This is a genomic window from Acidovorax sp. WCS2018Noco2-16, from assembly GCF_031843945.1.
GTDB lineage: Bacteria > Pseudomonadota > Gammaproteobacteria > Burkholderiales > Burkholderiaceae_C > Paracidovorax.
This window is the reverse complement of sequence record NZ_JAVTJJ010000008.1, coordinates 94,201-117,240: the sequence shown is the minus strand read 5'-3', so window position 1 is coordinate 117,240 and position 23,040 is coordinate 94,201. Positions and strand designations below refer to the sequence as shown.

Here is a 23,040-nt window from a genome sequence, read left to right as displayed (position 1 = left end):
CACACGCCGCTGTCGCCCCCAGGAGCCGCCCATGCCCATCGTTCGGTCGTCCGTCGTTCGTTTGTTTGCCGCCTGGGGCCTTTGCGCCCTCGCGTTGTCGGCTGCAGCTGCCCCTGTGGGTGGCGTCGGCCCAGCGGCAGTGGCGGCCGACGTGCTGCCGCCGGCCTACGCGCGCTGGCAGTCCAGCATGGACGCTTTTGCTGCCGCGGATCGCGACCGGGCCCCGGAGGCGGGCGGCGTGCTGTTCGTGGGCAGTTCCACCATTCGCCTGTGGTCCGACCTGCGCGACGACTTTCGCCAGTTGCCGGTGGTGATCAACCGGGGGTTTGGCGGCTCCACGATGGCGGACTGCAATTATTTCGTCAAAAGCCTGGTGGTGCAGTACCGCCCGCGCCATGTGATCGTCTATGCGGGTGACAACGACCTGGCCGAAGGCCGCAGCCCGGCGCACGTGCTGGAAAGCTTTCGCTCCTTCGTGACGGCCGTGCGCACCGCGCTGCCCGACACGCGCATCAGCTACATCTCCATCAAGCCCAGCCCGCTGCGCAGCGCGCTGCTGCCGCAAGTGCGTGAAGCCAATGCCTTGCTGGCCAACTATGTGCGCAGCGTGCCGCAGAGCGACTACATCGACGTTTTCACGCCCATGATGACCGCGGCTGGCGAGCCGCGCGCTGATCTGTACGGCCCCGACCGCCTGCACATGAATGCTGCCGGCTATGACCTGTGGCAGGCCGTCATTGGCCGCCACCTCGGCGCTCCGGGTGCAGGCGGCGTGCTGGAGGCATCAGCGCTCGCCCCGGTCCCCGTGCCAGCCGGCGGGCTGATGCAGGTCAGCGCCGGGCGGTAGACGACGCCGGAGCGGTGACGCGCCCCGCGTCCAGGTGGATGACGGACTGCGCCAGCACTTCGACGTCCGTCGGGTCGTGTGTCACCAGCAAGGTGGGCACCTGAACGCGCTCCAGCATTTCTGCCAGTTCGGCGCGCAGGCGAATACGCAGTTGCGTGTCCAGCGCCGACAAGGGCTCATCAAGCAGCAGCACCCGCGGTTGCGGTGCCAGCGCACGCGCCAGCGCCACGCGCTGCCGTTGGCCGCCTGACAGGTGCCGGGGCCAGGCGCTGCGGAGCGTCTCCAGATCGAACTGCCGGATCAGCATGTCCATCCGCTCCCGTTCTGCACCATGGGGCCGCTGGCCCAGGCGGCAGATTCCGAAAGCCAGGTTCTGCTCGACCGTCATGTGGGGAAACAGGGCGTAGTCCTGGAACACCAGGCCCACGCCCCGCTCGCGCGCAGGCAGATCGATGGTCTTTGCATAGTCAAGCAGCGCCTTGCCCCGCACGCGCACGTGGCCCTGCACACGGGGGCCGAGCCCGGCGATGGCCATCAGTACGGTGGACTTGCCTGAGCCTGACGGGCCCATCAACGCCGTGCGCGACGTGTTGGAGAGGAAACGGGCGTCCAGCTCGAAGCGGCGCCCGGGCGACTCCAGCGTTGTCTGCACGTGAATGTCGAGTACCGGTTCCATATCAATGCTTTGCCTGCAACATACGGCTGGACACGACCAGGATCACCACGCAAACCACCGAAATGACCAGCGTGAGCCACAGCGCCTGCGCGTCGTTGCCGGCCTGTACGGCGTCGTAGATGGCGATGGAGAGCGTCTGCGTCTTGCCGGGCAGGTTGCCGGCGATCATCAAGGTGGCGCCGAATTCACCCATGGCCCGCGCGAAGGCCAGCATCAGGCCGGCGGCGATGCCGCGCACCGCCAGCGGCAAGGCGACGCGCAAGAAGATCTCCCACTCGCCCGCGCCCAGCGTGCGCGCTGCATGCATGAAGCGCGTGTCCACCTCTTCAAAAGCGGCGCGGGCTGCCTTGTAGATGAGGGGCAGGGAGACGAGCGATGCGGCGACGACCGCACCCTGCCAGGTGAACATCAGGTTGATGCCGAACCAGCGGTCCAGGTACTGGCCGAGCACGCCGTTGCGCCCGATCACCACGATGAGGTAGTAGCCCAGCACCGTGGGCGGAAGCACCATGGGCAGCATCAGCAGGGCATCGACCAAGTTCTTGCCGACAAAGCGGCGCTGCGACATCCACCAGCCCAGGGCGATGCCCACCGCGCCTGCTGCCAAGGTGGCAAGCAGGGCGATTTGGAGCGTTAGCCAGAGAGGCGCCAGCAAGGGAAACGTGCCTGCCGAATCAGGGCTCGGAGATCAGGGCTTGGAGAAGCCGAAACCTTCGAGGATCTTCTGGCCGGCGTCGCTGCGCACGTAGGCAATGAAGTCTTTGCCGGCAGCCGCCTGCTTGCTGCTGGCGACCTGGGCAACGGGGTAGCTCACCGGCGTGCTCGTCGGCACGGTCAACGCGATGCGCGTCTTCTCTTTCTCGATCAATGCGTCGGTGCGGTAGACGAAGCCGGCATCCACTTCACCGCGCGCCACGTAGTTCAGCACCTGGCGCACGCTTTCGCCGTAGATCCACTTCGGCTCCAGCGCAGCGGCCAGGCCTGCGTGCTGCACCGAAGCCATGGTGTAGCGGCCGACAGGCACTGAGGTGGGCGTACCGGTGGAGATGCGCTTGTAGCTGGCGTCGCCCAGGTCTGCCAGCTTTTGCGGGGTCGCGGTGGCGGTGGCGGGTACGATCAACACGAGCGTGTTGCGAGCGAAATCGGCCCGGGTGCCCTCGGCCAGCAGGCCAGCCTTGGCCGCGCGATCCATGGTTTCCTGGTCGGCAGAGGCAAACACATCGACCGGCGCACCTTGCTGGATCTGCGCCAGCAGCGGGCCTGAGGCCGCAAAATTGAAAGTGATCTTGGTGCCCGGACGCGTCTTCTCGAACGCCTGGCCGACGGCCTGGAAGGCGTTCGTCAGGCTGGCAGCGGCAGAGACGATCAGCTCCTGGGCCTGTGCAGCCACGGCGCCTGCCGACAGGGTCGCCATCAATGCGACTTTTGCAAACCAGCGGGGAGTTGGATTCATCTCAAGTCCTTTCAAAGCGCTATTCTAAAATGGAATAGCGACACTTCGGCCAGGCTTGAGGGCGGGCGTCTTTGATGAGAATCAACCCCTGGGCGATGCCGCCAGCGGGTCGGGCCGATGCGGCAGCAGGTCGGCGTCTTCGGTGATGGGCGGCGGCTTTTCTGCGTAAGGCACCGGGGGCGGCAAGATGTCTTCGTCGTGCCCTTTATCGAACCACAGCGTGACCCGCGCCACCGCATACAAGGTGGCAAAGCAGGCGGCTAGCAGGGCGATGTCCAGAGGCCAGGGGCGCTCGTAGTTGGCGCCGAACAGGCTCAGCACCAGCAGCACCACCACCAAGTGGGCGCAGAACACCGCCAAGGACGCTGAACCCAGCGTTTCCAGCCAGCGCATACGCGGCAGGCGGGCCAGCAACGCGGGGCCGAAGCGGATGGCGAGCACGGTCAGCGCGAACAGGTCGATCAGCCGCATGGGCGCCAGCAACCACTTGTCTTGCAGCGGGTTCAGCCAGGGCGTGTGAGGGAAGGGCACCTGGCCGATGGCGTGGCGCCACACCAGCCCGGTCAGCGCGATGGCGCCCGCCAGCCATAGCGTCCAGCGCGGAAACTCGAACGGCGCCGCCTGCGGGTCGTTGCGGCTGGCGCCCATCCACAGTCCCATCACCCACAGGAACTGCCAAGCGCCCATGATGAACGAGCCGGTTTCGGAAAACGGCACTGACACGGGCAGGATGCGGCTGAACTGCACCCAGGACCATTCGGCAAAGCCGAACTGCGACAGGAACCACAGCAGCACGCTGACGGCCATGACGGGCACCCAGCTGCGCTGCAGAGCAAAGGCCAGCACCCAGGGGCTCAGCAGCATGAACAGCACATAGAGCGGCAAGATGTCCAGGAGCGGCGGCTCGTAGACCAGCAGCAGCCCGCCCAGCAGCGCATCCACGGGGTGGGTGAAGTAGAAGGTGAGCAGGCCCTTGACGGCCGGCTCGTTCACGTAGAGGCCGATCACCGTGATCACGGTAAAGAGAAACAGCAGCGTAGCCGCCTGGCAGCCGTAGATGGTGAGCGCGCGGCGCCAGAAAGCGCGGCGCATCTCGGGCACGCCCTTGCGAAAAGCCACGCGCCCGTAGACCAACCCCGCCATGTAGGCCGACAGCAGCACGAAGCCTTCGGCCGCCGAAACGAAGCCGAACGGCTGCCCGAGCGGAATCGACACACGCGTAGGCAGATGCGTGACCGTCATCAGCACGAGCATGAGGCCGCGCACGAAGTCGATTTCCCAGCGGCGCTGAGAGGAGGAGGGTGGTGCCATGGAGTGGGAAGACTTTCGGTCTTCATCTTCGCGCATGGCGGTCCCTTATGTTGTAGGCCGTTTACAACTGCTGTGCCGGCGGGTAGCTCCCTGCAGGGCGATGGGCTACGCTTGGCGTTGCTGCGAGCGCTCGCATCGCATCACGCATTACCTCTTCGCATGCCATGACGACACCGACACAACGACAACAACAACACTCCATCTGGCGCCGCGTGCTGGCGGCCCTGTCCTTGACCGTGCTGGCGGCCGGGGCGGCGCAGGCGTTGACTGTGGTCAGCCTGTCGCCGCAGGGCGAGGTGGCGCGGGTGCGGCAGGTGGTGGCGAAGTTCGACAGCGCCGCCGTGGCCTTTGGCGACCCCAAGGCGCCTGCGCCATTCAGTGTGAGCTGCAGCGACGCTGCCGCCGCCCAGGGCACCGGCCGCTGGACGGGCGAGCGCGAGTGGGTCTACGACTTCGCCGCCGATCTGCCGCCCGGTGTGCGCTGCTCGGTTACCGCCAAAACAGGGTTCAAATCGGCCTCTGGCGCTTTATTGACGGGCGCTAGCAGCTATCAATTCAATAGTGGTGGTCCTTTCGTGCAGAGCGTGCGCCCCGGCACCTACCAAGCCATCGACGAAGAGCAGTTCTTCGTGCTGCAACTCAATGGCGCCGCCACCGCCGCCAGCGTGCTGGCCAATGTTTGGTGCGCGGCCGACGGCGTGGGCGAGCGCATTCCGGTGCGCGCCATCGAAGGCAAAGACCGTCAGGCGCTGCTGCAGTCCCAAGGCCTGGAAGGCGCAGCCACCAAAGACCCGCTGCGCTACGTCACCCTGGCCTGCAACCGGCGGCTCACCTCGGGCTCGCAGGTGCAACTGGTCTACGGACGGGGCGTGTCCACGCCCAGCGGCGTGGCCAGCACGGTGGAAAAACGCTACACCTACAAAGTGCGCGAACCATTCGCCGCCGACTTTGCCTGCGAGCGCGAGAACGCGCAGGCCGCCTGCCTGCCGATTCGCCCGCTGCGCCTGTCGTTCAACGCGCCCGTGCCGCGCAAGCTGGCCGACGCCATTCGGCTGAAATCGGGCAGCGAAACGCTCAAGCCCACCATCGACCAGGAAGGCGATGGCGACTCGGTCGTCACCGGCGTGACGTTCGCGCCGCCCTTCACGGCAAGCACCAAGTTCCAGCTGCAGTTGCCGGCCGACTTCAAGGACGCATCGGGCCGCACGCTACGCAACGCGGACAGCTTTCCGCTGGCCGTCGCCACCGGCGCCATGCCGCCGCTCGCCAAGTTCGCGGCGTCTCCCTTCGGCATCGTCGAGCGCTTTGCCGAAGGCCCGCAAGGGCCGGCGCTGTTGCCCGTCACCCTGCGCAACGTGGAGGCCGACCTGCGCGTGCAGGGCTTGCAGCCAGGCCAGGCCGCAGCACCCGCCCCAGCGCCTTCCCAGGTGTCGACCCTGCGGCCCACCACTGACGCGGACATCATCGCGTGGATGCGCAAGGTGCGCCGATACGACAGCGGCTCCATCAGCCGCACCGACGCGCGCCGCGACATCAAGGGCGCGCTGCCCGCCGTGCTGGACGAGCGCGACCGCCGCGAGGTGCAGACCCGCATGCTGTCGCTGCTGGGCGGCCTGCCCGGCGTGAAGGCGCTGGACCTGCCCAAGCCCGCCAGCGGCGACCCGCGCCCGTTCGAGGTGGTCGGCATTCCGCTGCCGCAGGGCTTTCATGTGGTGGAGATCGCGTCGCCCCTGCTGGGCCAATCGCTGCTGGACGAGCGCCATGGCGCAGGCCGCACCATGTACGTGCGCACGTCGGCGCTGGTCACCAACCTGGCCGTGCACTTCAAGCTGGGCCGCGAAAACGCCGCCGCCTGGGTGACCACGCTGGACAAGGGCCAGGTCGTGCCGAATGCGCAGGTTCGCGTGTCGTCCTGCGACGGGCGCGAGCTGGCCACGGCCACCACCAACGCCGAAGGCTTGGCCACCTTCGACGGCCTCTCGCCCCAGGCGCCCACCTGCCAGGGCAACGGCGACTGGAGCCAGGCTTACTTCGTCAGCGCGCGCGCCACGGGCACGGACGGCGAGCAGGACATGGCCTTCACCTGGAGCGACTGGCAGCGCGGCATCGAGCCCTGGCGCTTCAACGTACCCACCAACAGCAGCCCGCAGCCCGACGAGGTCGCCCACACCATCTTCGACCGCACCTTGCTGCGCGCCGGCGAAACCGTGTCGATGAAGCATCTGCTTCGCGCGCAGAACCGCAATGGCTTTGCGCTGCCCGCAAGCGAGCCCGCCACGCTGGTGATCACCCATGTGGGCAGCGGCCAGCAGTTCACCCAGCCGCTGCAGTGGCGCAAGACGCCCACGGGTGGCTTCAGCGCCGAAAACACCTTTGCCGTACCGCCCGCTGCCAAGCTGGGCATCTACAGCGTGGAGCTGCGCGGCAGCGATGGCGACGGCCAACAGCGCAGTTTCACCTCGGGCGAATTCCGCGTGGAAGAGTTCCGCCTGCCGGTGCTGGAAGGCCGCGTGGTGCCCGTCGACAAGAAACCGCTGGTGCGCGCCCGGGCCGTGCCCACCGAAGTGCAGGTCAACTACGTGGCCGGCGGTGGCGCGGCCAACCTGCCCGTGCGCGTGTCGGCCATGGTGCGCGGCAAGGGCCTGCAGTACCCCGACTACGACGCTTTCAGCTTCGGTGCTCCACGCGCGGCAGATGCCTCGGGCAGCAGCGCAGCGGGCGGGGAGGAAGAGCCCGCATCGAACCAGGACACGCGTGTGATCGCCGACAAGCTGGCGCTCACGCTCGACAAGAACGGCGCGGGCAAGCTCACCATCGACAACGTGCCGCTCGCCCGCCAGCCGCAAGACCTGGTGCTGGAGGCCACCTACGCTGACCCCAGCGGCGAGGTGCAGACGCTGCGCAGCACGCAAACCCTGTGGCCCGCTGCCGTGGTGGCGGGCATCAAGACCGAAGGCTGGGTGTCGGCCGCGCAGAAGATCCGCTTTCAGGCGCTGGCCCTGGGGCTGGACGGCCGGGCGCAGGAAGGCGTCCCCCTGGCGGTAAAGGCCGTGGCCCGCATCACCACCACCAGCCGCAAGCGCATGGTGGGCGGCTTCTACAGCTACGACAACAAGACCGAGACGAAAGACCTGGGCACGGTGTGTTCGGGCAAGAGCGATTCGCGCGGCCTGCTGCTGTGCGAAACCAAACTGGACGAAGCGGGCGAGGTGGAACTTGTGGCCACCGCGCGCGACAAGGACGGCAACGAGGCCCAGGCTGCGTCGTCCGTGTGGGTGACCAAGCAGGGCGAACTGTGGTTTGGCGGTGAAGACCACGACCGCATCGACCTGCTGCCCGAAAAGAAAAGCTACCAGCCCGGCGAAACCGCCAAGCTGCAGGTGCGCATGCCCTTCCGCCATGCCACCGCGCTGGTGGCGGTGGAGCGCGAAGGCATCTTGAGCACCCGCGTGGTGCAGCTGAACGGGCAGGACCCGACGGTGCAGCTGAAGATCGAAGAAGGCTGGGGACCCAACGTGTACGTGAGCGTGCTGGCCCTGCGCGGCCGGCTGCGCGAGGTGCCCTGGTACAGCTTCTTCACCTGGGGTTTCAAGGCGCCGCGCGAATGGTGGAGCGCCTTCTGGTACGAGGGCAAGGAATACGTGGCGCCGACGGCGATGGTGGACCTGTCCAAGCCCGCCTATCGCCTGGGCCTGGCGGAAATCCGCGTCGGCACGCAGGCGCACCGCATCGACGTGAAGGTGGCGGCGGATAAGGAAAGCTACCCCGTGCGCGGCCAGGCGCAGGTGACCATCACCGCCACGCTGCCGGGCGGCAAGCCCGCTGCCAATGCCGAGGTGGCCCTGGCCGCCGTCGACCAGGCGCTGCTGGAGCTGATGCCCAACAACAGCTGGAATCTGCTGGACGCGATGCTGCAGCGCCGCGCCTGGGGCGTGGAGACTTCCACCGCGCAGATGGAGATCATCGGCCGGCGCCACTACGGCAAGAAAGCCGTGCCCGCAGGCGGCGGCGGTGGCCGCGCGCAGACGCGCGAGTTGCTGGACACGCTGCTGCTCTGGCAGCCTGCCATTCGCCTGGACGCCAAGGGCCAGGCCAAGGTGACGGTGCCGCTGAACGATGCGCTCACCACCTTCAAGATCGTCGCCGTGGCCGATGCCGGCACGGGCCTGTTCGGCACCGGCGCCACCAGCATCCGCGCCACGCAAGACCTGCAGATCATCAGCGGCCTGCCGCCGCTGGTGCGCGAAGACGACCAGTTCCGCGCGCAGATCACGCTGCGCAACACCACGCAAAAAGCGATGAAGGTGGAGGTGGCCCCGCGCGCCACGCTGCTCACGCTGGACGAGCAGACGGTGGACATTCCCGCAGGTGAATCGCGCGAGGTGGCGTGGACCGTCACCGCCCCGCCGCAGCTGGCGCAAACGCGTGCCGAGGCGCTGCTCTGGGAGATCGAGGCGCGCGACACCCTGGGCGGCGCCAAGGACGCGCTCAAGGCCCGCCAGCGGTTGATTACGGCCGTGCCGCTCACGGTGCAGCAGGCGACGTTGGTGCAGATTGATGGCCTGTTCCAGCTGGACGTGGCGCCGCCCGCCGATGCCTTGGCGGGCCGCGGCGGCCTGAAGATGTCGCTGCAACCCAAGCTGGCCGAAGGCCTGCCCGGTGTGCGCGACTGGTTCGCCAACTATCCCTTCGCTTGCCTGGAACAAAAGACCAGCAAGGCCGTGGGCCTGCGCGACGGCAAGCTCTGGCAGACCGTGGCGGCGCAGTTGCCGACCTATCTGGACTCGGACGGGCTGGCTAGTTACTTCCCGCCGCAGGCGGGTAGCGCCAACCGGGGCAGCGACACGCTGACGGCTTATCTGCTGGCCGCCACGCATGAAGCCGCATCGCTGCACCCTGAGTTCAAGCTGCCCGATGAGGCCCGCGTCGCCATGGAACGCGGCTTGACGGCCTTCGTCGAGGGCCGCATACAGCGCGACTTCTGGAGCCCGCGCAAGGACCTGGACATGCGCAAGATCGCCGCCATTGAGGCCCTGTCGCGCTACGGCAAGGCTTCGGGCCGCATGCTCGGCAGTGTCACCCTGGCGCCCAACCAGTGGCCCACGCACACGGTGATCGACTGGCTGAACATCTTGAAGCGCGTGCAGGACGTGCCCCAGCGCGAGCAGCGCCTGGCCGAAGCCACGCAGGTGCTGAAAGCACGACTCTCCTACCAGGGCACCAAGCTCATCTTCAGCACCGAGCAAGACGATTACTGGTGGTGGCTGATGCAGAACGGCGACGTGAACACCGCCCGCCTGATGCTGGCCGTGATGGACGACCCGGCCTGGAAGGACGACATAGGCCGCCTGGCCAACGGCTTCATCAGCCGCCAGCAAAATGGTGCCTGGCACACCACCACCGCAAACCTGTGGGGCGGGCTGGCGCTGGAAAAGTTCAGCGCCAAGTTTGAGGCGACTGCGGTGGCTGGCACCACGCAGGCCACCCTGGCGGGGCAGACGGCCAGCGTCGACTGGGCCAAGGTCGAGCGCGTGAAGGCCAGCGATGCCACCGGTGCGCCGCACCAGACCACCTGGTTCGGCGCGCCCACGTCGCCGGGCAACCTGCGCAACAACGGTATGTTCCTGCCCTGGCCGCCCGCGCCCGGCAAGGGCAGCCTGGCGGTGGCCCACCAGGGGCCGGGCAAGCCCTGGCTCACGCTGCAGTCGGTGGCGGCCATTCAACTGAAGGCCCCGTTCGCGGCGGGCTATTCGATCAAGAAAACCATCACACCCGTGGAGCAGGCGGTGGCCGGCAAGTACACGCGCGGCGACGTGCTGCGGGTGCGGCTGGAAGTCGATGCCAGCGCCGACATGACATGGGTCGCCATCACCGACCCCATTCCTGGCGGCGCGACCATTCTGGGCAGCGGCCTGGGGCGCGACTCGGAGATCGCCACCCGGGGCGAGACGCGTGGCGGCGGCAACGGCTGGGTGGCGTTTGAAGAGCGCAGCTTCGAGTCCTACCGCAGCTATTACGAGTATCTGCCCAAGGGCCAAGTGCAGGCCGAATACACGATACGGCTGAACAACGTGGGCGACTTTGCGCTGCCGCCTACGCGGGTGGAGGCCATGTACGCCCCCGAGATGTTTGGCGAAACGCCGAATGCGCGCGTGAAGGTGGAGGCAGCAGCCAAGTAACGCGGCGCCAGGGGTAGGCAGGTCGGCTCCGTCCGTGCCTGCCTGCCGGCGGCAATGGAGCGTTTTTCGTGCTTGCCGGCGATGCGGGCGCAGCGCAGAATGCGCGGGCTGTTCGGGTAGACGTATCTGGATGTTTCAACTGGACGGCAAGGTCGGCTTACCAAAACCGTATTGCAACAAGGGAGCAACGCAGCGTGCGTAGAACAACAAAACTCTTTTCGGCGGGCCTCGCCTTCTGCCTGGGCGCGATGGCGCTGTCCGCATCGGCACAGACGCCATTGCGGGCCTGGAACACCCATCCGGACGGCTATCCGGTCACGGAGGCCATGAAGAGCTTCATCCGTGAGGTCGAAGCCAACACGGGCGGGCGCTACACGATCAAGCTGTATTCCGACGCCGTGCTGGGCGACCAGGCCAAGGCCGTCACCCTGCTCAAAGCGGGCGAGATCGACGTGGCCGAGTTCAACCTGGGGCCGCTGGCCGAGGCGGCGCCGGGCCTGCAGGCGTTCAATCTGCCGTTTCTCTTTTCCGATGCCGCGCACATGTTCCGCTATCTCGACGGCGCCATGGGCGAGCGGCTGGCCGAGAAGCTCAAGGCATCGGGCTACGTGGTGATGGGCTGGTACAACGGCGGCGCGCGCTCGTTCTACTGCACGGGCAAGGCCATCGAGCGGCGCGAAGATCTGGTGGGCAAGCGCATTCGCGTGCAGCAGTCGGACACCTATATCGAAATGGTCAAGCTGCTGGGCGCCGTGCCGGTGGTGGTGCCTTACAAGGAAGTGATGGACGCCTTTCGCAACGGCACCATCGACTGCGCCGAGGGCAACCTGGCGTCGTACGAAGCCACGGGCCATTACAAGGTCGCCAAATACACGCTGCTGGACCAGCACATGATCTCGCCAGAGGCGCTGGTGGTGTCCACCAAGCTCTGGGCGCAGTTGAGCGAGGACGACCGCCAAGCCTTTCTCAAGGCGGGCAAAAAATCCGCCGTTTTGATGCGCGAGCTGTGGGAAAAGCGCATCGTCGCGGCGCGTGCCAATGTCACCAAGGAGGGCGCGCAGTTCGCCTCCGTGACTGACTTTTCACCCTACGTGCGGCGCATGGGGCCGCTGTACAAAAAGTACACCGACAACCCCGAGGTGCGGGGCGATCTGCTGACCATCATCTCCAACCAGTGAGGGCCATAGGGCGTCCCAGCGCTGCACTGCGCCGGCCCTCTGGGCGACGCAGGCCGCTGGCCAGGTCGTGTCGTGGCGGTACTTCGGGTTGCGTGGCGACCGTCCCTGCACTGCAGCGTACGGGTCGCGGCTGCGAAGCAGTCGTCCCATCCGCATTGCATTGCCCCATCGCCCCATCGCCGTTACACGCGTGAGGCACTCGCCTACAAGTCGCGACAGTTTGTAACTTTAGTATCGGAGGATCCCATTTTGTGAACTGCCGTGAACGGCTGGATCGCAGTGGTGGAGAGCAACGATGTACAAGGTTTCAAGCAGGAGTGACTCGATGAACTTTTCCCACTGGCCATTGGCTCGCCGCCTGGGGCTGGCCTTCAGCGGCGTGATCGCCATTTTTCTGGCCGTGATCACTGTGGCCGTGATCAGCCAGTCGCGGCTGCAAGAGGCCGAGCGCTGGAATGCGCACACCTCCAAGGTATTGCTGGTGGCCGACCAGGTGCTGTTGAGCATGCTGAACATGGAAACCGGCACGCGCGGTTTCGCGTTGACCGGCGACGCACAGTTTCTGGAGCCCTGGATCGGGGGCATGCAGACCTTCGATGCCTCGATGAAAGAGGCGCTCACGCTCACCAGCGACAACCCCGCCCAGCAAAAGAGGCTGCAGGACATGCAGGCCGCTGCAGGCCAGTTCATGGAAGTGGCGCGTGGCGACCAGTCGCTGCGCCGCGAGGTGAACGCCGGCACCACCCCGCTGGACGCGCTGATCGCCGAGATCAAACGCGCTCGCGGCAAGGCCGCGATGGACCAGTTCCGGGCAGTTCACACCGACTTCACGCGCGCCGAAACCGAGCTGCAGGTTCAGCGTGCCGTGGCCTCCGACCGCACCCGTCAGTGGACGTTCTGGCTGGAGGTCGGCGGCTCGGCATTGGCCGTGATCGTGGCGGTGATTTTGGGTGCCTGGGTCACACGGTCCATCACCCGGCCGGTGGCACAGGCCGTGGCGGTTGCGCGGGCAGTGGCTGCCGGCGACCTCACGACCCGCATCGACGTGCAGTCGCGTGACGAAGTGGGCGTGCTGCTGGACAGCCTGCGCACCATGAACGCGTCGCTCACCCAGGTAGTGTCGCGGGTGCGGCAGGGCAGCGAGTCGGTGGCATCGGCCAGCACGCAGATCGCGCAGGGCAATTCCGACCTGTCGGGCCGCACCGAAGCGCAGGCCAGCGCGCTGGAAGAAACAGCCGCGTCGATGGAAGAGCTGGGCTCCACCGTGACGCAGAACGCCGACAACGCGCGCCAGGCCAACCAGCTGGCGCAGGCGGCCAGCAGCGTGGCGCAGCAAGGCGGCGTGGTGGTGTCGCAGGTGGTGGACACGATGAAGGGCATCAGCGAGAGCTCGCGCCGCATCGCGGACATCATCAACGTCATCGACGGCATTGCCTTCCAGACCAACATTCTGGCGCTGAACGCCGCGGTGGAAGCCGCGCGCGCCGGTGAACAGGGCCGCGGCTTTGCGGTGGTGGCAGGCGAGGTCCGCAGCCTGGCCGGCCGCAGCGCCGAGGCCGCCAAGGAGATCAAGCAGCTCATCACCGACAGCGTCTCGCGCGTGGAAGCCGGCACCGTGCTTGCTGACCAGGCCGGCAGCACCATGACCGAAGTGGTGGGCAGCATCCGCCGCGTGACCGACCTGATGGGCGAGATCAGCGCGGCCAGCAGCGAACAGAGCGCAGGTGTGGGCCAGGTGGGCGAGGCCGTCACTGAGATGGACCAGTCCACGCAGCAGAACGCCGCGCTGGTAGAAGAAATGGCCGCTGCCGCCGCCAGCCTGAACACCCAGGCGCAGGATCTGGTGCAGTCGGTCAGCCTGTTCCGGCTGGATGCGGGTGCCCCGGCGGCGGCTACTGTTGCCACCGCTGCTGCCTACGTCGCACCGCCCAAGGCGCCGCCCGTGGTGCGCTCAGCAGTACCCGCCCCGGCGCGCAAGCCGGTGGCCGTCGCTCAACGCGCAGCACAGCAACGCCCGGCAGCCAGAGCGCGCTTGGCATCGGCTCCTGCCGCGCCTAAAGCGCCTGCTCGCAGCGCGGGCGAGGGCAAGGACAACAGGCACGATTGGGAATCCTTCTGACGGTCGCTGTCATCGCTGTCGGCGGTGCGGGCAGCGGTGGTAGCCTTCCCGCCGCATTTCTGTGGCGTGGCATCAATAGCTCCCCCACGTCGGAAAGTCATAGCCTCATCGCCAAGTTAGGGCCGTGATTTAAAAGATTCGCTCTCAGTGATGGGCAAGGGGAAGGCATCAAGGACTTGCTGCCCGTCCAGGCAGAATAACCAGGAATCACGGCCAAGGGCAAACGGCTGTTCGTGGATGCCGTGTTGTATCGCTATCGAGCCGGCATCCCTTGGCGGGATTTCCCTGCCCGCTTTGGCGATTTCCGCGTGGTGCACACCCGTCACTCGCGTTGGAGCAAGACTGACGTGTGGCAACGGGTGTTCGAGGCCCTGGCGCAGGATGCGAAAAACGAGTACGCGATGATTGACTCCGCTATCGTGCTAGCCCACCGGCACGGCGCTGGTGCAAAGGGGGGATCCAGACAACCAAGCCCTTGGGCGCAGTTTTAGGACCAAGATTCATGCCACGGTCGATGCCCTGGGAAACCCGACTGGCGTCCTCTCTACGCCTGGGCAGGCACATGACCTCAAAGGCGCAGACGCCCTACTGAAAGACACTACCGTGCAGACTATCCAATAATATGATCTGTAGCTTTTATTAATTCAATGATCTGAAAATAGAATGCAAAATTTATAGATCTTGGCAGATTTCTAAATTTATCTTCACAAAATCATCCCATCTGACAGAGTCTGAAAGGTGTTGATCGTAATAATCTTCAACGCGGCAAATTAGCGGACGATCTGCATAGATTTCACATTTATGTTGCATCTCATTAAAATTTTTGCAAATGGAATCGCCACGATCCAGCCAAGACGTTGCCGGGCTTCTATCTACATGACGGCAACACTTTCCGCAGCTATTGCAGGGAAAGGGTTGCCGAGCAGGCGTCAATATCATCAGGCGCTTAGTGCCAGTTGCTGGATCGTCACCCATTTTTGCAATCGTTCGCTAGCCAATCTCTCAGTGTCGCTAAAACCTTCACGTAGCCGGTCCACCTGAGTATTCAATTGGGTAAAAAACCAATCGATTTCCTGCAGGATATTTTCGCGCATGAATTGCTTGAAGCCATCGGCCAGTTCTTGCGCAAAGTCATCCATTTGTTGCTCTGCCCGTTCACGTGTAAAGCGTTGTTTTTCCATGTGTTCGCGCATTGCTTTTTCTTCAGGGTCGCCGGAGAAAATATCGAATACCGCCATCCCCACCGTGACGACGGTGCCAATGTAGGGAACGTATTTTGTCATCACGGCCCCAGCCCATTTTTCCATGGTCTTGGGGCCAATCCCCTTCATGAGCGATGGCAATATTTCCTTGACCGTTTTCAGTGTGCTGACGATGTGCTCCGGCCTGACCATCGAGGCCATTTGCTTGGAAGCCTGTGCCGCCATATCGGCAGAAATACCTGAGGACTTTTGCGTTCGTGGCATAGGCTGCTCCAAGTCTGGCGCATTTTCTGTTGTCGGAATCTCGTCGGCATGGGTGTATTGCCCCACCTGGGGCATGGCGGCCTGCAACTCCTCGATGTCTTTTTGTGCGATGGAGACAAACTCCTGCAGTCGGTTGCTCAGGTGCCTTTGCATCTGCTCGCTGGCCTGCTGCATGATGCCTTCGATTTTCTGTTGGCAATCTTCCGGGCTGGTGCGCAGGGCACGTTTGGTTTTATCGTAAATCGCTTTTCGTTCCCTCTCGATTTCATGCACCATTTCAGAAGAAAGTCCCGATTTCTCCCGAATCATCTGGCGCAGAAATTTGTCGAATTTTTTCGTGATGTCGGTATCGCCACTTTGGCTGCCCAGCACTTGCACCTGGGTATTCAAAAATTCCATTAGCTGGTGCTTGAGGCGGTCATAAATATCGTCGGGCGAAATACTTTCCAGAAAATCCGCGAGTTGGTTTTTAAATGCGAGGTAACCGCTCAATTCCACCAATTCGGGCTTGCCCTTCAATTGCCCAAGCAATGCGCGTTTGGCATTGATTTTGACAATTGGCACTTCCTTGAGGATATTATCCATGCCGCGGTGCGTGGCAATCCGCTGGAGTTGCTCGCGGGTTTGGTTTTTGAGCCTGATGTAATCCTCGTCGCTCAATCCCTTCTTGTCGTTGAACACCATGAACACCTGCTTGTGCGCCGCCAGCAGATCCACCAGCACTTCCAACGTTTTGGCTTCCTCAACGGTGCCCAGCGGATCGACCACAAGGATGATCGTATCTGCCTTAAGCATCTGGGCGTTGGTTACGTCTTGATGCGCAATGGGTGCGTCCACGCCAGGGGTGTCGAGAATGGTGTATTTGTCCCAAGCGTAAGCCGTTACCCGGTCGGTCAGGGGAATGTCATCCATTGCGGCCTCTTCCCGGCCTAGTAGCACATTGATCAAGGTACTTTTGCCTGCGTTATAAACGCCATAAACCATGATGCAGGCATCTGGCTTGCGCTTTTTTTCTTCAAATACCTGCTCAATTGGCGTGAACGGTGTGGCTAATTCTGACTCGATTGCTGCGTAACCACGGGCCTGTTCGTATGCGCCAAGCAATTGGGTGGAGTTGATTTTCATGATCTTAAAATTCAAAGTGCGATCTGGGTTCTATTGAGAATTTGTTGCAACTCTGAATCGAATTGCTCCATTTCGGCAGACAGTTGTTTTAAAAGGTTTTTGATGCTGCCATCAAACTGCTGCCACAGATCTTCGGCATCTTTTTTCAAACGTATGTCGAATGCTTCACGGTGGGTATCCAGCATAGTGCGCCGAATGCCCTGCAGGTTGTCGCCCACGGTAATCTGAACGTCGCGGTAGCGGATGCTGGCGCTATCGCCTGTGACGCCCCCCAGCCCACCGCCTACCATGGAGCCGACAGCCGCTCCAGCAGGTCCTGCGACCAGAAAACCGATTCCTGCACCCAAGAGAGAGCCTATGCCTGCATTGCGCTTTTTGGTGCCCGATCGTGTGCCAACCTCCACCTTTTCAGTAATGGTGTCGAGCTTGAAATCGGGAATCCGGGTCAACAGGCTGTGCTGGTAGGTGCTTTTGACGCTGGCCTGAAACTCTTTGGTTAAATCATCCGCAATAGCTTGCAGTCGGTCGTTGGCGATTTCGTGGAATTTCTCTCCGAGCTTGCTGTTGAAATTTTTTAGTTGGCTGTTGATAAGATCCGCGTCGTCCCGGATGTTCTCAGTGCCGACAAAGAATGTGTCGATGAAACGTTTCAGATCGTGTTGACCCTCACGGCTGTGCTGAGAGATTTGGTTTTCGAGGCTTTCATCCAATTTCCGCATTACTGGACTGAAGTCGGCAATCAGCTTCTGGTAGGGCTCCAGATCGTTCTCGCAGTCCACCAGAAAATGGTGCAGATTTCTCATGGGGACGCGCTGCTTGATCTTGACACCTTCGGATTGGCAAATGTCTTGCAATGTCGCGCAAAAGGGGCCTATTCCGCTGTCTAGAAAGGCTGCCTCGTCATTGGCGTGCTCTTGGGCGTAACGCGACGAGATGGAGACGATTTCCAGCTTGTTGGAATCCGGGCGTGCCTTTAATTCCCCACGTACATAGTCTTGCTGTTTGGCGCGCCGTGCAGCGTCTTTCATGACGATGCATTGAATCAAATCACCGCTGTCGTTGACATCTTCCTCAATGTCGTCGCTGCCAGTGAGCAGCAGCAGCGTTCTTTTGTCTTTGTGGATGAGGTCTCGGATTTCTGCCAGATCGCTGGCGCGTCCCGGCGCATCTGACTTCATGGTATAGAGGATCAGGTCGGCATGGTCCAGGTATTCACGGGCTAGTTTGCCATTTTCTTCTTTCATGGAGTGCAGGCCCGGCGAATCCACCCAAGTCAGACCCGGCAGGCTGAAACTCTGGATGGAACTGGTAGCCTCGGTGGCGCCGACCCGGAATTCACGCTTTTTCTCAGCCTCTTTGGGGCTGTCTCCACCTTCTACATCCACCTTGGCGTGCGATTTGTATTTGGGATAGCGCTCTGGTAGCGTCTGGCGTTTGGCGTCGTCCGTGGGGTCGGTGTGGCCCCATGCCATGTAGTTGCCCAGCGAGCTTTTTCCAGACTTGACTTTGCCACTGACAAAAACCAGCAGCGAATCTTCAAACCCTTGACGGAATTCGACACCTTTTTGACGCCCTGCCACCTTGACGTCCCACTCGCGGCTGGTTTGCGTCATGGTTGCCACGAAGTTGTTTAGCGGCGCTTGCAGCGGGTTAGCGAGGGGCAAACTTTTTTGCGCATTCTGCAAATGGCTAGAGATGGCATGCACCAATTTGGCGCGCGAGGCGTCGAATGTCTGTTCTAACGCCTGGGCATTTTTCAGTGAGCTGGTGAATTGCGATTCCAGCGCGCCGAACGATGCCAGCAGTGCCTCTCGGGTGATGGATTTTTCTGTCATGGTGAGATTTTTGTATGTGTGGGTCGATGCAGTTCGTTATCCAGTTTCCTGAGCTGGGCCTTTATTTCTTTCAGTGTTTCGATGCCGTCATCGATGCGTTCAACCCGTTCTTCTTTCTTTCTCAATGCCGCTCCGTATTGAAATACTGGTTTGTATAGTTCAGAAAATATGGCTAGGTTTTTAATGTTTTTTTGGTGCGATGCCCTCTTGGTAAGAATTGTCTCCAGGCCATCAATGGTGGCAAGGAGGTCGGCGTCTCTTCGGGATGCCTCTTCCATATCGAATTGCATGCTGCGTTTTTTCAAGTCGAAATCCAGTGTAAATGCATCACGCGAGCTGGCTTTTACCAAGTCAGAAGGTAGTGCCTGTGCCAGGTTTTTACCAAATACGCGGCCTTCTTTCTGAAAATCTTCGTGCGCGGCCTCCTGCTTTTGCGTGCGCTCACGTTCTTTGCGCTCTTTTTCTGCGGCCTCCTTGCGGCGACGCTCTGCATCATCGCTGGCGCTAGAACTGCCTGAACTGCTAGATTTGTCGTCGTCGCTGAGGGCATAGGCGGCAACTGCTGCGGCTGCGGCGGCGACAAGGCCGCCAATCAGAAAAGGAATTGGCATAGGAGTCTCCTTAAATTTTCTTGAAATTGGATGCGCTCTCGGTCAGGAAAGCCTGTAGCTGCTCCATCTGCGCATTGAAATGGCAGAACTGTTCGCTGATGTCCTGCTGCATGCCCGCTTTCTCATCGCGCAGCTCTTGCGTCAGAGCGTCTATTTCGGCCAACAGATTCTCGATGCTCGTGGCCAGTTTGTTCTGACGTGCCTGGCGGATTTTGGGGGTTGCTTTTTTCAGATGCTGCGCCAGTGCGTCGATATGACTGGCCTGAATCAGTCCATTTTTTTGTTGGCTGATACCTGTTTTGTAGCGGGTGTTTGATATCTGAAAGGTGGTGAAGACGGTGCCCAACTTCTCTTGGCACTGTTTCTGGATTTCCTTGTCGATGGCATCTATTTTAGATTTGGACTCTTTGTCGATCTTGCTGATGACGATGACGACGCTGTGCTTGGCAGATTTTCCGAAGTTATCCTTCAATTGATGCAGAAAAGCCAGTTCGCGCGAATCCAACTCACCTTGTGGTTGATGAATGAAAAGCACGATATCGGCCTCGGCGATGCCTTGCTGCGTAATGGCATCATCTTGGGCGTTGGCATCCAGACCTGGAGTGTCCAAGTAGATGTATTGCTCGGTTTCCAGCGTCTTGTTGTCCGTGGTTTCGCGCTGGTCGGCAGTTTTGAAATATTCCCGATCAATGTGCTGGCTGAGCATATTGAGCAAATAGCTCTTGCCAGCGTTCATGAGTCCGCAGGCTGCAATAACTGGCTTACTTTGCGTTGAATTTGCTCTCAGTGTGAGCTCTACTGAGCGATTTTCAATATCGATAATCTTTTCCATGGGCTATTCGGACAGAGGTTTCAGGTTTTTAGGAAGGAGGCTTTTGAACCCTTGGCTTTCCTGGCTCGGCTTTTTTTGGTATTCAGTCAATTAATCCACGAATGCTTGGGCCACTCAATCGCCCCACTTCATCACCGCCTGCCGCAGCCCCTCTACCAGCTCTGCATGCCATTCCACCGGCTTGACGATTCGCACGCTCGGCAGCCAGAACCGCACCACGGGCAGCAGCTGGTTCACATGATTGATGTGGGTAGTCACCAGCAGCGAACCGTCTGCATCCGCCCGGTGCTGTTGCCTGGGCAGCAACTGGCGGCGGGCGAAGTAGTGGGCGGCTTCGGGCGCCACGCGCAGCAGCACCTCGGTGGTGCTTTCGGAGAACCACACGTCGTCCTTGTCGTTGATGTAGTCCTGGTGCATGCGCTGGGGCGTGAAGCGGCTGATCTCATCCACCTGCAGGGCTTCGACCAGCGCGACGCTGAAGTTTTTCAGCCGCCCGGCTTCTTCGGCGGCCAGGTACCAAATGCCGTTCTTGTGGATCAGCCGATAGGGCTGGGCGTGGCGCGGCGTGCCCTTGTAGGTGAAGCGGCATTCGTGGTGCTGCTCGATGGCAGTTTGAAGTTGGGCGAATGCCGGGCTTTGTGTGCGCAGGTCTTCGTGCGGTGTGGCTTGCACGTGCGTGACGCGGCGGGGTTCGGGAGTTTCCAGCTGCTCGAGCAGGTATGGCAGGCTGCGGTCGGGGAACAGATGTGTCGTGCCCACCATGCGGGTGTAGTCGAGCAGGTGCCTGACCGGGATGGTGCTGCGTTGTTGGGGAACTAGCTACCAGCGCCCGTCGGGGGTGTGTTCGACGATGCCGTGCAGGCGATCAGCTAGGTCGCGCTCGATAGTGCGGACGCTTACCTTGTATTGCTCGGCCAGACAGTGCTTGTCGATGTCGTCGCCCTTGTGCAGCAGTGCCAGCATTTTCGACAGGCGCAGGGCCAGTTTGGTGACCGTGGGGCCTCTGGCGGATTTCGGCTTCAAGTCAGGCTGAGGCTTGGCGGAGAGCATGCGTTAGGGAATGGGCGGTGGTGTTGCGGCAGAAGGTTAAGTACCGAACGCGACACGTTGTGTCGCCGGCAAACGTGAACCGAATCGTCAGACAATGTAACTCAGTGCATCTTTGTATTTTGACTGCATGTCTACGGATGTCACGACCTTGCCCCTGTGCGCATGCCGAAGCCGCGATGTGTCAGTCAAACGCTGGTGCACGCGCTACGCCAAGCTGCAGATGGAGCGGGTCGGGAGTCGCATCGGCCTGCTTGCTACCAACGTGTTGGATCAGATCCAGCTTGCACAGAGCAGCGCAGAATGAGCGTCAGAAATTTTTAAGAAAAAGTGGCCGCAGCGCTTGATGAACAAGCGCTAGCAGCTATGCTTTTTGATGATTTCAGTTCCGTGTGGCTAGCTCCTGCACCAGCCCATGGCGCAGCACAAAACGATGCAGTTGCATGTGGGCACGCCGCTGTTCCTCCTCGGGCGCGAACGGGCCGCGTGCGCCATTCATGGTGACGAGGGGCTCAGGCAAGCCGCTTTGGGCTTGGTCGAGTGTGACGGTGGCGATGTCGCTGCATGTGCCAAATTCCGGTGTCACGCCAATGCCCTGGGGCGTGAGGGTGGCGAAGCGGTAGAGGGCGGGGCAGGCAGCGCCTCCGGTGTTCTGCAGCAGCGTGATGTCCTGCGCAGCCAGTTTGAAGTGCGCCACGATATGAAGGGCCGCGTTGCCTAGCACTGCTTCGGCAGCGGCGGCTGACGTGGGGGCTGGCACCAATGCTTGCGCCTGGGGTGGCACGCGTCCCAGCAGTGCAAGCAGCTGGCCGCGCACCTGGCTCCACAAACCTTGCCACCATGCTCTGATGCGCTCCAGCCGCGTGAGTTGCGCCGTATGGACTGCCGGGCTGGCTTGCGGTGCAGGCTCGGCAGGTTGGGGCGAGCCCGCCAGCACAGGGCGGCCATTGAACAGCAGCAGATGTTCATCGGTAACGGTGAGTTGCCCGTGGCTAGTGCTCAACTGGTGTTCTCTCATCGGCAGGCTGGGTTGCATGTAGACGTTGAGCGCCTGGGTGATTTGCCACCAGCCAGAGGGCTGGGCGCTGAAGTGCAATTGTCTTGTCAGGCTTTCGGGGGGCTCGACGCTGCTAGCGCCGTCGGCGACACAGTGAAGGCCGGGCAGGCAATGGGTCAGGACGGTCTGCCCGGTCTGGGAGGCGTTGGCAAAGACCTGGCCGATCAGGTCGCCCGATCCAGGGCTGACGGCCCACAGCACGGAGTGGGTCGGGCCGCGTTCGAGCGTGCCTTCCAGCGTTTCGGCCTGGGCGCTGGAGAATCCCAAGGCAATGGCCAGTGCCAGTGCCGCAAACCGTGCAAGGAAGAGTTGACGAAGCTTCATGGTGTCAGCTTTCCAGAAGTGCGCCGAGCAGGAAGATCAGCACGGTGGCGATAAGCCCTGACGAGGCGAAAACGGTGCCCAACACGCCGAAGAGCTCGCTGCGCTCTGCCTGCACCAGGGCGGCGATTCCCAGCCCGAGTGCCAGGGCCTGGACCACGGCAGTCAACGCCAGAAACAGACCCAGCACGACGGCTCCGGCAGATTCCTCATCCATGCCGCCGGGCTGGGATTCGATGACGCTTGCAATGCCGAGAAGAACGGCCAGCGCAGCGCCAGCCGTCACGCTGATGACCAAGGACGCGATGCCCAGCCCCGAATGGGGCCGGGTAGGAATGACGTTGTAGTGCATGGTGTCCCCGGCTTACCAAAAGAAGGCGAAGGGCCCGGGCCTTGCGGCTTGGTAGGCACGCACCTTGGCGTCGAACTCGGCATCGGTCATCCAGATATAGCGGATGGCTTCGGTCCAGACGAACACAATTGCGGCGAAGTACAGCAGTCCGCCCAGCGGTGGCAGCAGCGCGAACAAGATGCCGATGACGATGGGCGCGCCCAGCAGTTGCACCAGCCCCCAGCCCCAGGCGCCCATGTAGAAGCGGTGTGCGCCGAAGAAACCCAGGAACAAGGCGAACAAGGTGATCACTGGCTTGCGCTTAGGTCGCAGCGCCAGCGGCGGGGCGGATGGCGGCGTGGGTGTCGCTGTTGCGGCGGAGGGCGTGGGGTCGGGCAGAGTCAACTGCACCTGGCGCGCACGGCCTTCTTCATCGAGCATGAAGCTCACGGCCATGCCACGGTCCGGCGGCACCACGTCCTGCCAGTCGTTGATGTGAAAGATCAAGCGTCGCCCGTCTTCGGTAACGATGGCGCCGGCTTCCTTTTGTTCGTTGAAAACAAGAATCTGTCCTCTCATGCTGTGTCCTTTTTGGTGCGTGATTTTTTTGATCCGATGACCTGCTTCAGTCAGCGCAAGCAGCTCATTTTTT

At 62.4% G+C, this 23,040-nt stretch carries 18 protein-coding genes and 1 pseudogene; 6 read left to right on the top strand and 13 right to left on the bottom strand.

The genetic code is table 11. The features are described from left to right. Positions 1-31 precede the first annotated feature (31 nt). On the top strand, positions 32-847 hold the full coding sequence (locus RQI28_RS15510; protein ID WP_311223561.1) for an SGNH/GDSL hydrolase family protein: 816 nt from the start codon (positions 32-34) through the stop codon (positions 845-847). On the opposite strand, the gene RQI28_RS15505 is transcribed toward RQI28_RS15510, so the two are convergent. The 4 genes from RQI28_RS15505 to RQI28_RS15490 form a co-directional block, all read right to left on the bottom strand. Next, positions 831-1,523: an ATP-binding cassette domain-containing protein gene (locus RQI28_RS15505; RefSeq protein ID WP_311223560.1), complete on the bottom strand. Its 693-nt coding sequence runs from the start codon at positions 1,521-1,523 to the stop codon at positions 831-833. The two genes, RQI28_RS15510 and RQI28_RS15505, sit on opposite strands and share 17 nt — an antisense overlap. A 1-nt stretch (position 1,524) precedes the next feature. Next, positions 1,525-2,178, bottom strand: a complete 654-nt coding sequence (gene modB, locus RQI28_RS15500) for a molybdate ABC transporter permease subunit (RefSeq protein ID WP_311223559.1) — start codon at positions 2,176-2,178, stop codon at positions 1,525-1,527. Between the two features lie 33 nt (positions 2,179-2,211). Then, the gene (gene modA / locus RQI28_RS15495; protein WP_311223558.1) at positions 2,212-2,976 is read right to left on the bottom strand and encodes a molybdate ABC transporter substrate-binding protein; all 765 of its coding nucleotides are present in this window, start codon (positions 2,974-2,976) and stop codon (positions 2,212-2,214) included. 81 nt (positions 2,977-3,057) lie between these two features. Next, positions 3,058-4,287, bottom strand: a complete 1,230-nt coding sequence (locus RQI28_RS15490; protein ID WP_311223557.1) for an OpgC domain-containing protein — start codon at positions 4,285-4,287, stop codon at positions 3,058-3,060. A gap of 164 nt (positions 4,288-4,451) precedes the next feature. On the opposite strand from RQI28_RS15490, the gene RQI28_RS15485 reads away from it, so the two are divergent. The 4 genes and pseudogenes from RQI28_RS15485 to RQI28_RS15470 form a co-directional block, all read left to right on the top strand. After that, positions 4,452-10,466, top strand: coding sequence for an MG2 domain-containing protein (locus tag RQI28_RS15485; RefSeq protein ID WP_311223556.1), 6,015 nt, complete (start codon positions 4,452-4,454; stop codon positions 10,464-10,466). A gap of 248 nt (positions 10,467-10,714) precedes the next feature. Continuing rightward, entirely contained in the window at positions 10,715-11,644 is a 930-nt protein-coding gene (locus RQI28_RS15480) for a TRAP transporter substrate-binding protein (protein ID WP_311223615.1), read from the top strand. Between the two features lie 325 nt (positions 11,645-11,969). Next, positions 11,970-13,763, top strand: a complete 1,794-nt coding sequence (locus RQI28_RS15475) for a methyl-accepting chemotaxis protein (protein WP_311223555.1) — start codon at positions 11,970-11,972, stop codon at positions 13,761-13,763. A 167-nt stretch (positions 13,764-13,930) separates the two neighbouring features. Continuing rightward, positions 13,931-14,357 (top strand): annotated as a pseudogene (locus RQI28_RS15470) (IS5 family transposase); the annotation flags it as partial. 344 nt (positions 14,358-14,701) lie between these two features. Here the strand turns inward: RQI28_RS15470 and RQI28_RS15465 are convergent. The 6 genes from RQI28_RS15465 to RQI28_RS15440 all read right to left on the bottom strand — a co-directional run bounded on the left by RQI28_RS15465 (position 14,702) and on the right by RQI28_RS15440 (position 20,682). After that, entirely contained in the window at positions 14,702-16,354 is a 1,653-nt protein-coding gene (locus RQI28_RS15465; protein WP_311223554.1) for a GTPase, read from the bottom strand. Between the two features lie 11 nt (positions 16,355-16,365). Continuing rightward, the gene (locus tag RQI28_RS15460; RefSeq protein WP_311223553.1) at positions 16,366-18,189 is read right to left on the bottom strand and encodes a dynamin family protein; all 1,824 of its coding nucleotides are present in this window, start codon (positions 18,187-18,189) and stop codon (positions 16,366-16,368) included. After that, positions 18,186-18,800 carry a hypothetical protein gene (locus tag RQI28_RS15455; RefSeq protein ID WP_311223552.1) on the bottom strand — a complete coding sequence of 205 codons (615 nt, stop codon included), beginning with the start codon at positions 18,798-18,800 and terminating at the stop codon, positions 18,186-18,188. Before RQI28_RS15455 ends, RQI28_RS15460 begins: the two co-directional genes overlap by 4 nt. A gap of 10 nt (positions 18,801-18,810) precedes the next feature. Next, positions 18,811-19,632, bottom strand: a complete 822-nt coding sequence (locus RQI28_RS15450; RefSeq protein WP_311223551.1) for a GTPase — start codon at positions 19,630-19,632, stop codon at positions 18,811-18,813. A gap of 114 nt (positions 19,633-19,746) precedes the next feature. Continuing rightward, a complete protein-coding gene (locus tag RQI28_RS15445) occupies positions 19,747-20,394 on the bottom strand; it encodes a WYL domain-containing protein (protein WP_311223550.1) in 648 nt (215 codons plus the stop codon). Positions 20,395-20,451: 57 nt separating this feature from the next. Continuing rightward, positions 20,452-20,682, bottom strand: a complete 231-nt coding sequence (locus RQI28_RS15440; RefSeq protein WP_311230440.1) for a hypothetical protein — start codon at positions 20,680-20,682, stop codon at positions 20,452-20,454. A 127-nt stretch (positions 20,683-20,809) separates the two neighbouring features. Here RQI28_RS15440 and RQI28_RS15435 point away from each other — a divergent pair, with 127 nt between their 5' ends. Further along, complete coding sequence (locus RQI28_RS15435; RefSeq protein WP_311230740.1) at positions 20,810-20,986, top strand: hypothetical protein; 177 nt, start codon at positions 20,810-20,812, stop codon at positions 20,984-20,986. A gap of 75 nt (positions 20,987-21,061) precedes the next feature. On the opposite strand, the gene RQI28_RS15430 is transcribed toward RQI28_RS15435, so the two are convergent. Genes RQI28_RS15430 through RQI28_RS15420 form a run of 3 tightly spaced genes read right to left on the bottom strand, consistent with a single transcriptional unit; the run spans position 21,062 to position 22,967 of the window. Continuing rightward, positions 21,062-22,060 carry a hypothetical protein gene (locus tag RQI28_RS15430; protein WP_311223548.1) on the bottom strand — a complete coding sequence of 333 codons (999 nt, stop codon included), beginning with the start codon at positions 22,058-22,060 and terminating at the stop codon, positions 21,062-21,064. A gap of 4 nt (positions 22,061-22,064) precedes the next feature. Then, positions 22,065-22,409 (bottom strand): hypothetical protein, encoded by a 345-nt coding sequence (locus RQI28_RS15425; RefSeq protein WP_311223547.1) that lies wholly within the window; start codon positions 22,407-22,409, stop codon positions 22,065-22,067. Between the two features lie 12 nt (positions 22,410-22,421). After that, on the bottom strand, positions 22,422-22,967 hold the full coding sequence (locus RQI28_RS15420) for a TM2 domain-containing protein (protein ID WP_311223546.1): 546 nt from the start codon (positions 22,965-22,967) through the stop codon (positions 22,422-22,424). Positions 22,968-23,040 lie beyond the last annotated feature (73 nt).